Source organism: uncultured Mailhella sp. (assembly GCF_905187505.1).
GTDB lineage: Bacteria > Desulfobacterota > Desulfovibrionia > Desulfovibrionales > Desulfovibrionaceae > Mailhella.
In genome coordinates, this window is the sequence record NZ_CAJJIC010000066.1 from 1 (window position 1) to 11,899 (window position 11,899).

The 11,899-nt window shown below is 57.6% G+C and carries 12 protein-coding genes, 2 tRNA genes and 1 rRNA gene; 6 read left to right on the forward strand and 9 right to left on the reverse strand.

Features of this window, described 5'->3' with window-relative positions; translation table 11 throughout:
- The first annotated feature begins 106 nt into the window (after window positions 1-106).
- From QZZ60_RS07215 to QZZ60_RS07240, 6 genes are all read left to right on the forward strand, one after another.
- Window positions 107-182, forward strand: a tRNA-Lys gene (locus QZZ60_RS07215).
- Window positions 183-233: 51 nt separating this feature from the next.
- A tRNA-Lys gene (locus QZZ60_RS07220) sits at window positions 234-309 on the forward strand.
- Window positions 310-411: 102 nt separating this feature from the next.
- Window positions 412-2,055 carry a sulfatase-like hydrolase/transferase gene (locus QZZ60_RS07225; RefSeq protein WP_295639898.1) on the forward strand — a complete coding sequence of 548 codons (1,644 nt, stop codon included), beginning with the start codon at window positions 412-414 and terminating at the stop codon, window positions 2,053-2,055.
- A 151-nt stretch (window positions 2,056-2,206) separates the two neighbouring features.
- Window positions 2,207-2,321 (forward strand): 5S ribosomal RNA (gene rrf, locus QZZ60_RS07230).
- Window positions 2,322-2,372: 51 nt separating this feature from the next.
- A complete protein-coding gene (locus QZZ60_RS07235; protein ID WP_295639901.1) occupies window positions 2,373-3,815 on the forward strand; it encodes an MATE family efflux transporter in 1,443 nt (480 codons plus the stop codon).
- Between the two features lie 39 nt (window positions 3,816-3,854).
- The gene (locus QZZ60_RS07240; RefSeq protein ID WP_295639904.1) at window positions 3,855-4,256 is read left to right on the forward strand and encodes a (deoxy)nucleoside triphosphate pyrophosphohydrolase; all 402 of its coding nucleotides are present in this window, start codon (window positions 3,855-3,857) and stop codon (window positions 4,254-4,256) included.
- Between the two features lie 256 nt (window positions 4,257-4,512).
- Here the strand turns inward: QZZ60_RS07240 and QZZ60_RS07245 are convergent, their stop codons facing one another.
- From QZZ60_RS07245 to QZZ60_RS07285, 9 genes are all read right to left on the reverse strand, one after another.
- On the reverse strand, window positions 4,513-5,133 hold the full coding sequence (locus QZZ60_RS07245) for an FmdE family protein (protein WP_295639906.1): 621 nt from the start codon (window positions 5,131-5,133) through the stop codon (window positions 4,513-4,515).
- Window positions 5,134-5,172: 39 nt separating this feature from the next.
- Entirely contained in the window at window positions 5,173-6,132 is a 960-nt protein-coding gene (locus QZZ60_RS07250; protein ID WP_295639909.1) for an ABC transporter ATP-binding protein, read from the reverse strand.
- On the reverse strand, window positions 6,122-7,135 hold the full coding sequence (locus QZZ60_RS07255) for an iron ABC transporter permease (RefSeq protein ID WP_295639912.1): 1,014 nt from the start codon (window positions 7,133-7,135) through the stop codon (window positions 6,122-6,124). Before QZZ60_RS07255 ends, QZZ60_RS07250 begins: the two co-directional genes overlap by 11 nt.
- A 108-nt stretch (window positions 7,136-7,243) precedes the next feature.
- Entirely contained in the window at window positions 7,244-8,419 is a 1,176-nt protein-coding gene (locus QZZ60_RS07260; protein ID WP_295639914.1) for an ABC transporter substrate-binding protein, read from the reverse strand.
- A 251-nt stretch (window positions 8,420-8,670) separates the two neighbouring features.
- Window positions 8,671-9,249: a nitroreductase family protein gene (locus tag QZZ60_RS07265; RefSeq protein ID WP_295639917.1), complete on the reverse strand. Its 579-nt coding sequence runs from the start codon at window positions 9,247-9,249 to the stop codon at window positions 8,671-8,673.
- Window positions 9,250-9,476: 227 nt separating this feature from the next.
- Complete coding sequence (locus QZZ60_RS07270) at window positions 9,477-9,911, reverse strand: periplasmic heavy metal sensor (protein ID WP_295639920.1); 435 nt, start codon at window positions 9,909-9,911, stop codon at window positions 9,477-9,479.
- 180 nt (window positions 9,912-10,091) lie between these two features.
- Window positions 10,092-10,805, reverse strand: coding sequence for a GDSL-type esterase/lipase family protein (locus QZZ60_RS07275; protein ID WP_295639923.1), 714 nt, complete (start codon window positions 10,803-10,805; stop codon window positions 10,092-10,094).
- Window positions 10,806-10,870: 65 nt separating this feature from the next.
- Complete coding sequence (locus QZZ60_RS07280) at window positions 10,871-11,197, reverse strand: branched-chain amino acid transporter permease (RefSeq protein WP_295639926.1); 327 nt, start codon at window positions 11,195-11,197, stop codon at window positions 10,871-10,873.
- On the reverse strand, window positions 11,194-11,899 hold a 706-nt coding region (locus QZZ60_RS07285), incomplete at its 5' end, for an AzlC family ABC transporter permease (protein WP_295639929.1). The genes QZZ60_RS07285 and QZZ60_RS07280, both read right to left, overlap by 4 nt.

Below are 11,899 nucleotides of genomic sequence, written 5' to 3' on the forward strand. Positions count from 1 at the left end.
GAGCAGTTGACTCTTAATCAATTGGTTCGGAGTTCGAGTCTCCGGTGACCCACCATCTTAAAGACGGTTTTCCGTCGTGACGCATCGGCAGGTTTCTGCCGCACATGGGTCACTAGCTCAATTGGTAGAGCAGTTGACTCTTAATCAATTGGTTCGGAGTTCGAGTCTCCGGTGACCCACCATCTTAAAGACGGTTTTCCGTCGTGACGCATCGGCAGGTTTCTGCCGCACATGGGTCACTAGCTCAATTGGTAGAGCAGTTGACTCTTAATCAATTGGTTCGGAGTTCGAGTCTCCGGTGACCCACCATGTGATTTTATGAGGCTGTTTACACAGCCTCTTTTTTTTGTTTAAAAGAAACAGCCCCCGGCAAGGCCGGACAGGGCGTCAATTCAGACACTGGATGTTGCCATGCCTACTGCCCGGACGTTTCCGTTCCGCTTTGTCCGCTCCTTCATCGTTTTTTTCCTTCTGTGCTTTACGGTTGCCTTTCTGATCATGTCGAAGCGTGAGTTTGATGAGGTTACCATCAATCAGGTGCTGTTTCATATGCAGCTCATGCGCGACAACATCGTGACCATGCCGGGAGACTTCATTCAGGTGTTTTTCTGGCATGTGAAGAACGCCGTGCTCTGCGCTGCGACGTTTGCCTTTCTCAGGGAAGCCGCGCCGAAATCCCCGGGCAGGGCGGGCGGACTGTTCGCCGTGGTCTGTCTTGGGCTTGCGGCGCTCTGGTATATCGTTCCGGGCACGTTCATCGATCATCTTTTTGTCGTCGTGCGCTATGTCGTGGTGGCGGTGCTTTTTGCGGCCGCGGCCGGAGCGGCGGGGCTCCCGTACCGTGTCTACACGTTCGCTCCACGCGCTCTTCGCTGGCTTTCCAGCGGCTGGAGACTTGCCGTCCTGTGGCTCGGCATTCTCGTGTACGGTATGTATTATGTGAACTTCTTTACCTTTTTTCAGGAGCAGGCCGTCATCGGCGATTTCTATACCGAAGGCGCGTATGTGGATCCCCGAAAGGTGAAGGTGTCGGGAACTGGCACGAAGAATCTCATCATCATTTACTGTGAAAGCATTGAAGAGACCTTCGGCAGAAGTGATGTCATGGGAGAAGATCTGCTTGCGCCCCTGCGGCCTTCCATTGAGGAGCCCGACCTCCGCATAGAGCAGATGCCCGGCGCGGATTTTACCATAGGTGGCATCGTCGCCTCGCAGTGCGGCATTCCGCTCAAGTCCATTTCCATACTCAGCGGCAATCTTACCGGCTGGGCGCTCGACCGGTATCTGCCGGGAGCGGTATGTCTCGGGGACTATCTGAAGGCCGATGGGTATCACAACGTCTATTACAACGGCTCCAGCGGCGTGTTTTCCGGTCTCAACAAGTTCTTTCTGAGTCACGGCTATCAGGAATTCATGGGGAAGGAAGACTGGATAGAGAAAAAGCACGTCGATCCCGCCACCATGAACACCTGGGCCATGTACGACAGCGACATGGTCGACAGAAGCATCGCCCGCATCGACGAACTTATGGCCGAAGGCAGGAAGTTCAGCTTTGCGCTTTCCACCATGGACACGCATGAGCCGGGCTTTCTTTCTCCTCCCTGCGTGGATGAGGGCTATTCGGAAAACTGGTCCGGCTATGTGAAGTGTTCCATGTCTCAGGTGGAACGGCTGCTTCGGCATATACGCGACAAGGGATGGGAAGATGAGTTCGTCATTCTTGTCATGGGCGATCATCAGGCCAGAATGGCGAAGATGGACGACGTGGATCTCAAGCACGTGAAGGAACGATATGTTCTCTGTTCGTTGCAGAGGGACGCGACGCTCAAGCCCGTGCGTTCCGTCATCAGCCATTTTGATCTGTTTCCGTCGCTTCTTGCGGCACTCGGCTTTTCCGTGGAAGGAGAAAGGCTCGGCTTCGGTTACAACGTGTTTTCCAGCGAAGTGACCCCGGAGAAGGACTATCTCGCCCGCCTGAAGAAAAGGGTGCTCAGCCACAGCAAGGTGTATGAAAGCCTCTGGCTGCCGGAATATGCCGACAGAGAAAAGCAGTGACGCAGCCGTCGTAGCGCGGCCGATGCCGGAAACGTTGGGAGCTTGATGGAACTGCTGTTGAAAGCTCGCAGAAAATGCTTGCCATCCAGGGCGATTCCTGCTACAAGCACAACACGTTGACACTGACTGCCGCACGGCAGTTTCCATATTTGCTGGTGTCCATAGAGAAGCGGGTACACCCGATCCCATTCCGAACTCGGAAGTTAAGCGCTTCATCGCCCATGATACTGCGCATCTTTACGTGGGAAAGTAGGCCGATGCCAGCAGTTTTTTCAGCCCCTGCGGAATTCCGCAGGGGCTTTTTTGATGCTTTTTCCATGAAGACGGATCTTACCACCGGAAGCCCTCTCAAAGGCATGGCGCTGTTCGCCTTGCCGGTCTTTTTCGGCAACGTGTTTCAGCAGGGCTATCAGATGGCCGACATGGCAGTGGTGAGTCATGTGCTCGGCGATGCCGCGCTGGCGGCTCTGGGGTGCACCGTTGCGGTATACATTGTGGTGCTTGGGCTGTCTTCCGGCATGTCCAACGGTGTTTCTCTGGTCATTGCGCGCTGTTTCGGCAAAAAGGACGCCGATGAGCTCGGCAGAGCCGTGACCGCGGCGCTGTGGCTGTGGGCGGGGATGTCGATTCTTGTCATGGCGGCGGGACTTTGGGGGGCGGAGCCTCTGCTGAGGGCGCTGCACACGCCTGACGAGGCTCTGGACATGGCGGCGGCGTATCTGAGAGTCATTTTCTGGGGGATGCCCGTACTTCTTGCCTACAACATGCTTGCCGGGCTGCTCAGAGGTGTGGGAAACAGTCTGATGCCGCTCATGTTTCTGCTTGCTGCGGCCTCGGGCAACATCGTGCTTGATCTGCTTCTTGTGGCCGTGCTGAAGCTCGGTGTTTGCGGTGCGGCCGTGGCTACGGTGATTGCCGAAGGCTGTTCCGTCCTTCTCTGCCTCGGCTATGTGCGCAAAAAATGTCCGGAACTTCGTCCACGGAGTCGTGCGGGAGGCATGGACGCCTTTTTTGGGGGAAGCCTGACGCCGGATGCGGCCATGCTCGGCGAGATGCTGGGAACCGGTCTGTCCATGGGCTTCATGATGTGCTTCGTGGACATTGGCATCATGATACTGCAGTCGGCCATCAACGATCTGGGGACGGCCGCCGTAGCCGGCTATGCTGCGGCCAGGCGATTCCACAGTCTCTTTTTGCTGGCGCTCGGCACGCTCGGCGTGGCGGCATCCACGTTCGCAAGTCAGAACATCGGAGCAGGGCAGTGGGGAAGGGCAAAAACCGGGGTACGTCATGCCGTCTGCCTCGGGCTTGTCTGGGTGGCGGCCGTCAATGTGGTCGTCTGGCTGTGGGCGGACGACCTGGTCCGGCTGGCGACAGGCAGCGAAAATGTCGGGGTCATCGGGGCCGGCAGTCTGTATCTTCGGATCGACGCGCCTTTTTATGCAGGAATAGCCGTGCTCATCATTCTCCGCTCTGCGCTTCAGGGCATGGGAGGACGCCTGTTCAGTCTTGGAGAAGGCGTGCTGGAGCTCGCCGGAAACGTGGCGTTTGCGCTTTTTGTGGCTCCCGCCATGGGCTACATGGGCGTATGCCTTTGCGAGCCGGTGACGTGTACGCTCTGCGCCGCATATATCAGCGCCTGTTATGTTTTTGTCGTGCGGCGCTGGGAGAGGCGGCCTGCAGGAGAATGTTCAGACGCATGCCGTTCCGCGCACCCGGACTGCGGACAGGTGAGACCATCGAGCGGACTGTCCGACTGAGGCGGTATGGGGAAAGGGCGCAACAGAAGGAGAAAAACCATGGAAAAGGTGACCAAGGAAGTCATGGGAGCCGTGTTTTTTGAAAACGGCCGGATTCTTGTCATGCGCAGGGCTCCGTTCATGAGCTGTCCCGGCAGCTGGGAGTTTCCCGGCGGGAAGCTTGAGCCCGGAGAAACGCCTGAACAGTGTCTTGCCCGTGAACTCAGGGAAGAGCTGCGCATCGATGCGGAAATAGGAGAATACCTGACGGAAAACAGCCACGGCTATGATTTCGGCACCGTGCACCTTTGCGTGTATCGTGTGACATCCTGGCGGGGGGACATTGCCTTGACCGTGCACGACGATATGCGCTGGGTTCCTTTGAAGGAACTGGCGGATTTTCCCGGGCTTCTGCCTGCGGATGTTCCCGTTGCCCGGACTCTGGAGACCAGACTCGGCTGATGTTTCCCGGATCTTCGGGGGCGATGACGAAAATGACGTTTCAGGCATGGCTTTCGGAGCGCATCTGAACGTTGAAGGAAATCGAACCGTGTTCCGTTTCGGTTCGGAGCCGTGCCGTCGTCGACAGCATGCGCACAGTCGACGGCATCGACGTTCCTGCGGATCCGTTTCATGGTAGAGAAAAAGACAAAAAGGCGGCCTTTTTCACGGTCGCCTTTTTGTGTCCCGGTGTCGGCGGTGACTGCAGAAGATGTTGTTACTGCCGGCGGCCGGCTGCCTTTTCCGCACAGTCGATGCACAGATTCCTGCCGTTCACCTTGCGTATGCGGGTGGACATGACGCCCTCTCCGCATTCGTCGCAGATGATGGTGGGAAGGCGTCGCGCCGTGTGCGGCATGTCGCAGAGCGGCTCTCCGACCAAAAACAGCTCCTCGAAGGGAAGGGAAAGAATCTGCTGGATGCGCTCTTTTTTCAGGAGTTCCGCCTTCTCTTCCAGCTCTGCTCGCCTGTCCTTGGGAAGAGCCTCGAGTTCCTGCCGTATCTGCTTCATGCGACGCGAAAGATCGTCTTCACGAAGTTTTTGAACGAGACGCGCTTTTTTCCCGTCGCTGCGCCGGAAAAAGCTGAAGGCAACCTTGCCCCTGTCCCGGAATATGAGGTTGCCCTTGCCGAAGGTGCAGCCAACAAGAGCCTGGATGGCATCGACGGCGCACATGTCGGTTTCGGTGACGGCAACGATTTCCTCGTCGGCTGCGGTTCCCATGTTCTGCATGGCCCATGCGGCCACGCGGATGCCTGTGCTGAGGCCCGGGCACCAGTGTCCATGGAAGGCCACGGCCCTGTCGATGAGTTCCTGAGTAATGCCTGGAGCGTACATGGTTTCTCCTTGTCGTTTCTTGTAAATGAAGGAAGAGGCTCAGGATCTGCGGGGGCAGACCATGTCCATGTTCTTTGCGGAAATGCGCACGCACTCTGGACCGTAGATATGCTGAAGTATCTCTTCAGTGACGGCCTCATGCACCGGTCCTTCCGAAAAAACGTGTCCCTGATACAGTACGACCGCAGTGTCGCAGAACCAGAGTATGTGATTGGGGTCGTGGCAGCAGACGAGAATGGCCACGCCCTGCCCCGAAACCTCCTGCAGGACTTTCCATACTGCAAGCTGATTGCTGAAGTCCAGAGCGCTTGTGGGCTCATCCAGAAGAATGAGCGGGGTCTGTTGCGCCATGGCCCTTGCTATGAGCACGAGCTGCCTTTGACCTCCGGAAAGCTGATTGCAGGATGCATCGGCAAGATGCGCGATGCCTATGCGTTCCATGGCTTCCTCGGCGGCTTCTCTGTCCTTGCTCTTGAGATTGAACCAGCCGTCCATGTGCGGAGAGCGGCCCATGAGCACCATGTCGCGGACGGTAAACGGAAAGGGCTGGCGGTGTTCCTGGGGAACGTAGGCCACGTGACGGGCCAGCTCGGCAGGGCGCATGTGTGCGATGTTGACGCCTCGCACGTGGACTTGTCCTTTCTCGGGATGCAGAAACCCCATGCAGCATCGGAAGAGCGTGGACTTGCCGCTGCCGTTGGGACCGAGCAGTCCGCAGATCTGCCCCGGACGTACCGACAGACTCAGATCGTGCAGAATGGTCTTTCTGGCATAGGAGAAGGTAAGTCCCTGTATGTCGAGGGCGTGTTCTGCCGAAAAAGGTCCGTCGTATTCCTGTCCGCGTCCGGTGAGAACCCGGCGCAGTGTGTGGAAAAGCCCCTGTTCCACGCCGTGGTGGAACAGAAGAGAATTTCCGTGTTGAAGGCGGCCGGACGTTCCGGCGGGCAGAAGAGCACCGTCCATGCAAAAAGCCGCCGTAGCTATGGCGTCACGCTCCATAGAGCTCCCTTCCTTTGGCGCGGAGCAGCCACAGCAGATAGGGTGCTCCTACGATGGATGTGATGATGGCGATGGGAATTTCCGTACCTGTCAGCGTGCGTGCCAGGGTGTCGCAGAAAAGCATGTAGAGCGCACCGAGCAGGGCGGAACAGGGGATCACCCAGCGATTGTCGGGACCGAACATCATGCGGGCGGCATGGGGCATCATGAGACCTACCCAGGCTATGATGCCTGCCGTGGAAACGCAGACCGAGGCGGCGAGCGTAGCCAGGATGATGAAGAAGATGCGCAGCCTGTCGGGATGAATGCCGAGACTGCGCGCTTCCTCGTCGCCGAGCGAGAGCAGATTGAGTTTCCACGACAATGAGGCGAGCACGGCCAGACAGGGAAGTACTGCGCCTGCCGTTACGGCGACGTCGTGCCAGTTGGCATAGTAGAAGCCGCCCATCATCCAGAAGGTGATTTCCCTGAGTTCCACATCTGAGGCCAGATACTTCATGATGCCGAGACCGGCGGAAAAGAGCGAGCCTACGATGATGCCGGAAAGCACCAGCGTGACCGGCGGCGTTTCTCCCCTGTTTCGGGCGAGGAAGAAGGAGAGCAGAACGGCCGTCATGCCTGCGAGAAAGGCGGAAAGCTGCCCATTGGGAAAAAGGGCCGGAAATACGATGGCGAGAGCCGCTCCGCAGGAAGCCCCTGCGGAAACGCCGAGAATGTACGGTTCCACAAGAGGATTCCTGAAGCATCCCTGATACACGGTGCCGGAAACGGCCATGGCCATGCCGGTCATGGCGGCGAGGATCAGCCGGGGAAGACGTATGCGCCATATGATGATATCGTGCATTTTTGAGGCCGTGCCGTCTCCTGCGCCCGCATGGGCGAGGATGATGTCCAGCACGTTGCCGGGAGCCATGTCGTAGTCGCCGGAGAGAAGAGCCAGCACGACGGCGACCGCAAGGGCAAGGCAGAGCAGCATGGCCAGAGGGACGCGCAGTGTTTTCATGAAAACCTCGTGGGCAGGGGCAGTGTCGGATGCCGGAAGTGTTCCCCTCCTCGGCATGGTTGCGCCGGAAAGAACGCGGGGAAAATGATTGAAGCAGAACTTGAAGGATTAGAAGCGTGCGTCGGCCATCCAGTCCAGAAGCTGTGTGCTTCTCAGGCCTTCGGCTGTGGTTTCATCCACGCCGTACACATCCTGATAGAAGCGCAGAGCGAAGTCGTATACGTTGATGTCCGCAAACAGTTCGGGATACGCAGCCTTGGCTATGATGAGCATGTCGAGAGGGTATTCCACGCGTCTTGACGCGTTCATGGGAGACCAGGGCAGGGCATATACTCTGTGATGTTTTACCGCTCTGAGCTCTTGAAGATTTTCATAGTAGGGGGCTTCATACAGCTCGAAAGGCGGGTGATAGCCGTTGGCCGTGGGCAGAATGATGATGTCGGGATCGCAGGCGTATACCTGTTCTGCGCTCATGGGCACGCTGGTACCTCTGCCCTGATAGGCATTTTTTGCATGGACGACCTGCTCGATGATATAGGATTCCGGTGTGTCGGTGCCCTGTACGGCTCCTGCGCCGCCTTTTTTGCGCACGTCCGGCCGAAGGCCGAGCAGAAGTACGGAGGGCTTGTCCCCTTCTGTCACGGCTTTCGTGCGTTCGCGTATCATCGCTTCAGTCTCGGCCAGCCGGTCTGCCAGAGCCTCGGCCTTGTCCCTCTGATCAAACAGCTCGCCTATGATGCCCGCTTCGGTCTTCATGCTGGAAAGATCCGCCGAACGGTACCACGTCGGCGAATAGAGCACCACGAGAGGAAGACCGAGCGCTTCGATGGTGCTGATGGTTCTGGTCACCTTTTCCTTGTCGGTTCCCACGGTGGTGTCGCCCACGCGAAGCAGAACCACGTCCGGAGCGGCGGACGCCAGGGCCTCGTAGCTTATGATGTTGCCCTGGGGAGAGTTGATGCAGGGCAGATCGTTCAGCCAGGGATGAAGGTATTTCATCGTATTCCAGCCCCGGTACTCCTGCGTTTCACCGGACCTGGAGGTGAACTCGTACTTGTAGTCCCTCTTCATGGACCATGAGCCTATGACCTTGACCCTGTCGATGACGCCAAGATGCGTCATGACGCCTTCAACGAAGCCGTCGTCGATGGTGGCCACGGCCCTGGGATCATCGGGAACGGTGACGGCCACGCCGCGCATGTCGGTGACGGTTCTGGCCTGACCGGCGGAGGGAAGCAGCGCAAGCACGAGCGCCGCGGCTGCAAGAAAACTATATTTTTTCATGGGAGCTCCGATGGATATGTCTGAACACGGAGTAACACGAATGCAAATAACGTGTTACAAGATGTGAAGTAGCACGTTTTGAAAAAAAATGCCATGAGAAGTCGGAGCATGAAAAAGCCCGCGGACCAGCCGCGGGCAGAATGAAGGGGCCACAGGGAAGGGAGCTCCGGAACATATGAGAGCGGCAGTCATGCAGAGGCATGAACGGGGCGCATCCGGTGGCGAATGCGCCTGTCGCTTCATGGAACCGACTATTTTCTTATGATGATGGCTTCCTCGAGCGAGATTTTCGGGACACAGTGCTCGTCGTTTTCGTCACGGTAATAGGTGAGGCTTCCGTCGCTGCGTCTTTCTACGAGGTGGCGCACTTCATCGGGCTCTCCGAGAGCGAGAACGAGCTTGACCTGCAGCTCTTTCGGCAGTTCGAGAAGTGCAGCGGCTTCATTCCTTTTGACGGCCCCTATCATGCAGCAGGCAAGTCCGGCTTCACATGCCGCAAGATTGATGCTCTGAGCGGCTATGCCTACGTCCATGAGAGCGAAATCGTCCATTTTTTCCGGACCGGCGATGACGATGAATCCGCCGGGATGCTGCGTTGCCGTGGCTCTCTGTTCGGGGGTGAGCGAGCCTCCCATGACCACGAGGGCGTTCATGGCTTCGCAGGTGTCCCTGTCGGCAATGGTGATGAAACGCAGGACCTGATGGTTGCGGGCGGAGGCGGAAAGACGCGCATGGTCCACAAGGTCCGCCAGAGTTTCCGAGGAAAGACGATGGTCACCCTTGAAACGGCGACAGGTCCTGGCACGGGAAATAAGTTCTTTCAGTTTCATGCAGAGGCTCCGTGAAAGAGTAAAAGGCATACCGAAGTGTGAATGCCCGAAAAAAAAAGTCCCTTCATCATATGATGAAGGGACCGGAACGGCAAGACCGTCCCACACGGGGCAGTCCTGTATTTCAGGAAACGCTTTCTGTCACGACGGCAATGTCGGCGAGAGTGTTTTCGGCAGCGGAAGGGCCTGACGGCCCCTGATGCCGTGAAACTGTTCCTGCAAACGTATCAGCGCCAGTAGCCGCAGCCATGGCCGTAACCACCGTGATGGTAGCCGCGGCAGGGGAGGCCGGCCTTGGTCATTTTGGCATGGAAGTCATTGTTGACGGTACGAATCTGCTCGTGCAACTTCGCTATTTCAGCCGTGAGCGCCTTCAGCTCCTCAGGCTTCACGTTGGGGTTGGGAGACAGGGCTCGCAGCTCGAGGCCCTTTTCGGAAAGCTGGTCGTACAGGGGACGCACAGCGTTGCGATGTTCCTCGCAGAGCTTGTCCATCTCAGCCATCTGTTCCTTGCTGAGTTCGGGCATGGTCTGATTGGCGTAGCAGCCGTAATATCCTCCGTGATGGCGGCCGTATCCGTCGGGATGCGCCATGGCGGCCAGAGGCAAGGAAACGAGGACTGCGGCAGAAAGCAGGGAGAGACAGAGGGTCTTCTTGAGCATGGCGGGTTCCTTTTGGTTCAGGTGTGAGAGCTGTTCACGAAGATTACGGATTCCTATATAGAAGGCGTCTGATGATTTGTCATGTTTCAAACTGTTTCAGAGAACGTGTCGTCTGAAACAGTTTTTCAATAGCTGGTTGTAATCGCATATTAAATATTTTTCAGAGGAAAATGCTTTTTTTTAAGATGCGACGGGCTTGCCGGATGGGAAGGCGGAACGCATGATGCCAAGCAGCGCTTCCGCCAGCCTTGCGTGATCTTTTTCATCAAGATGCATTCCGTCGGGACCATGAGCTTCGCCCCAGGGATCTCCGGCGAGGGCCTCGGCTGCGTCCAGGAAAAAAGCACCGCGGCTTTCTGCGACTTTCCGGTAAAGCCCGGCGAGCATGCGGGATTTTCGAGGGGCGTCCGCATACCTGGCCCCGGATAGGAGCATCTTGCGTTCGCCTATGAGCGGGGGAGAAACGATGATCACTCCGGGATGGGGATAGTCGAGAAGACTTTCCCAGGGCAGAAGGCGAATCATATCCACAAGATCGGCCATGGCGTCGGCTATGTCCGTTTCCGAGTGTCTGAGCACGGATTTCATGTCATTGCTGCCGAGCATGACGATGACGGCGTCGAGGGGAAGATGGGAAAGCAGGCAGGAAGGCAGGTAGTCCATGGCGCTGAGGCCCGCTCCTGGAAGAGGTATCCCGCTGCCTTCGGTACGCCTGTCCCGCAGCGTGCGTCCTCCCAGGCCTTCTTCCAGTACGTCCCATTCTTCTCCGAGGCCTGCGGCAAGGCGTCCCGTCCAGCGGACGGAGGCGGGATAACGGCGCGTAGGGGCGACGAGTGAGCCCATCCAGCCGTACGTGTTGGAATCCCCGAAGCAGAGCACACGCTTTCGTTCCATGAAATGTTCCTTTTGCAGATTGCTGTCTTCTGAATCATCGGCCGCGTTCTCGGAGAGGTCTGGCCTCATGCCGGGAAGAAAAGCTGGACGAGTGCCATGTAGCAGAGCGTGCCTCCCGCAATGCTGATGGCCAGGTTGCGTTTCCATGCCTGAAGGCCGATGGTGACTGCGGAGGCCAGAATTTCGGGCGCTCCGTTGCTTCCGGCAATGAGCGTTCCGTTGCGGAAGCAGTAGACTACCAGCATTCCCCATATGGCTGAAGGCAGAACCGATCCGAGGTAGGCGATGACGGGGGGTGTCTTGCGACGGAAGAGCAGAAAGGGGGTCCAGCGCGTGAGCTGCGTGGCAAGCACGGCAAGGCCGATCATGACGGCTGCCTGAATCGTGGTCATGCTTTTTCTCCAGTCATGGTTGAAAGTTTTTTCCGGAACAGGAGCAGAAGCAGAACGATGAAGACCATGGCTGCAAGAAGAAAGTGGGAGGTGCCGAAGGCAAGCAGGCAGCCGAGCGTGATGCCGAGGCCTCCGAGAGAGCCGACATGCTGCCTTTCCTGCTGCCAGCTGCTGACGAAAATGGCCAGAAACAGCGCGGGCATCACGAATTCTATGCCCCGGGTATCGAAGGGCATGTCTTCGCCGAACATGGCACCGACGGCGGTGGAAAGAACCCAGTAGGCCTCATTGAACAGCGTGACGAAAAAGTAGTACCAGCGTTTGTTCGTGCCCGGCGGTATGCGGCCCATGCCGAGGATGGAAAAGGTTTCGTCTATGAGTCCGTAAATGAGGTAGGGCTTGAGCGCTCCCGTGTCGCGGTAGCGGTCGAGCATGGCGATGCCGTAAAAAAGATGCCGCGCATTGACGACAAGCCCGACGATGAAGGCGGTGAGAGGCGCGAAGGGACCTGTGATCATGCTGGCCATGATGAATTCCAGAGAGCCGGCAAAGATGGTGAGCGCCATGAGAATGGGAAAGACGGGCTCAAAGCCCAGAGAGTGCATGTAGAGTCCGTAGGAGAAGCCGCAGAAGCCGAAGCCTATGAGGATGGGCAGCGTCGAGCGGAAGGCGGCTTTGGCGGAAGACGCCATAGAATGATCG

What these genes read in the sequence shown, in the direction of transcription:
- QZZ60_RS07270 (WP_295639920.1), bottom strand. Translation starts at nt 9,911, where the DNA reads ATGCTCAAGAAGACCCTCTGTCTCTCCCTGCTTTCTGCCGCAGTCCTC.
- QZZ60_RS07225 (WP_295639898.1), top strand. Translation starts at nt 412, where the DNA reads ATGCCTACTGCCCGGACGTTTCCGTTCCGCTTTGTCCGCTCCTTCATC.
- QZZ60_RS07260 (WP_295639914.1), bottom strand. Translation starts at nt 8,419, where the DNA reads ATGAAAAAATATAGTTTTCTTGCAGCCGCGGCGCTCGTGCTTGCGCTG.
- QZZ60_RS07240 (WP_295639904.1), top strand. Translation starts at nt 3,855, where the DNA reads ATGGAAAAGGTGACCAAGGAAGTCATGGGAGCCGTGTTTTTTGAAAAC.
- QZZ60_RS07280 (WP_295639926.1), bottom strand. Translation starts at nt 11,197, where the DNA reads ATGACCACGATTCAGGCAGCCGTCATGATCGGCCTTGCCGTGCTTGCC.
- QZZ60_RS07265 (WP_295639917.1), bottom strand. Translation starts at nt 9,249, where the DNA reads ATGAAACTGAAAGAACTTATTTCCCGTGCCAGGACCTGTCGCCGTTTC.
- QZZ60_RS07235 (WP_295639901.1), top strand. Translation starts at nt 2,373, where the DNA reads ATGAAGACGGATCTTACCACCGGAAGCCCTCTCAAAGGCATGGCGCTG.
- QZZ60_RS07275 (WP_295639923.1), bottom strand. Translation starts at nt 10,805, where the DNA reads ATGGAACGAAAGCGTGTGCTCTGCTTCGGGGATTCCAACACGTACGGC.
- QZZ60_RS07250 (WP_295639909.1), bottom strand. Translation starts at nt 6,132, where the DNA reads ATGGAGCGTGACGCCATAGCTACGGCGGCTTTTTGCATGGACGGTGCT.
- QZZ60_RS07245 (WP_295639906.1), bottom strand. Translation starts at nt 5,133, where the DNA reads ATGTACGCTCCAGGCATTACTCAGGAACTCATCGACAGGGCCGTGGCC.
- QZZ60_RS07255 (WP_295639912.1), bottom strand. Translation starts at nt 7,135, where the DNA reads ATGAAAACACTGCGCGTCCCTCTGGCCATGCTGCTCTGCCTTGCCCTT.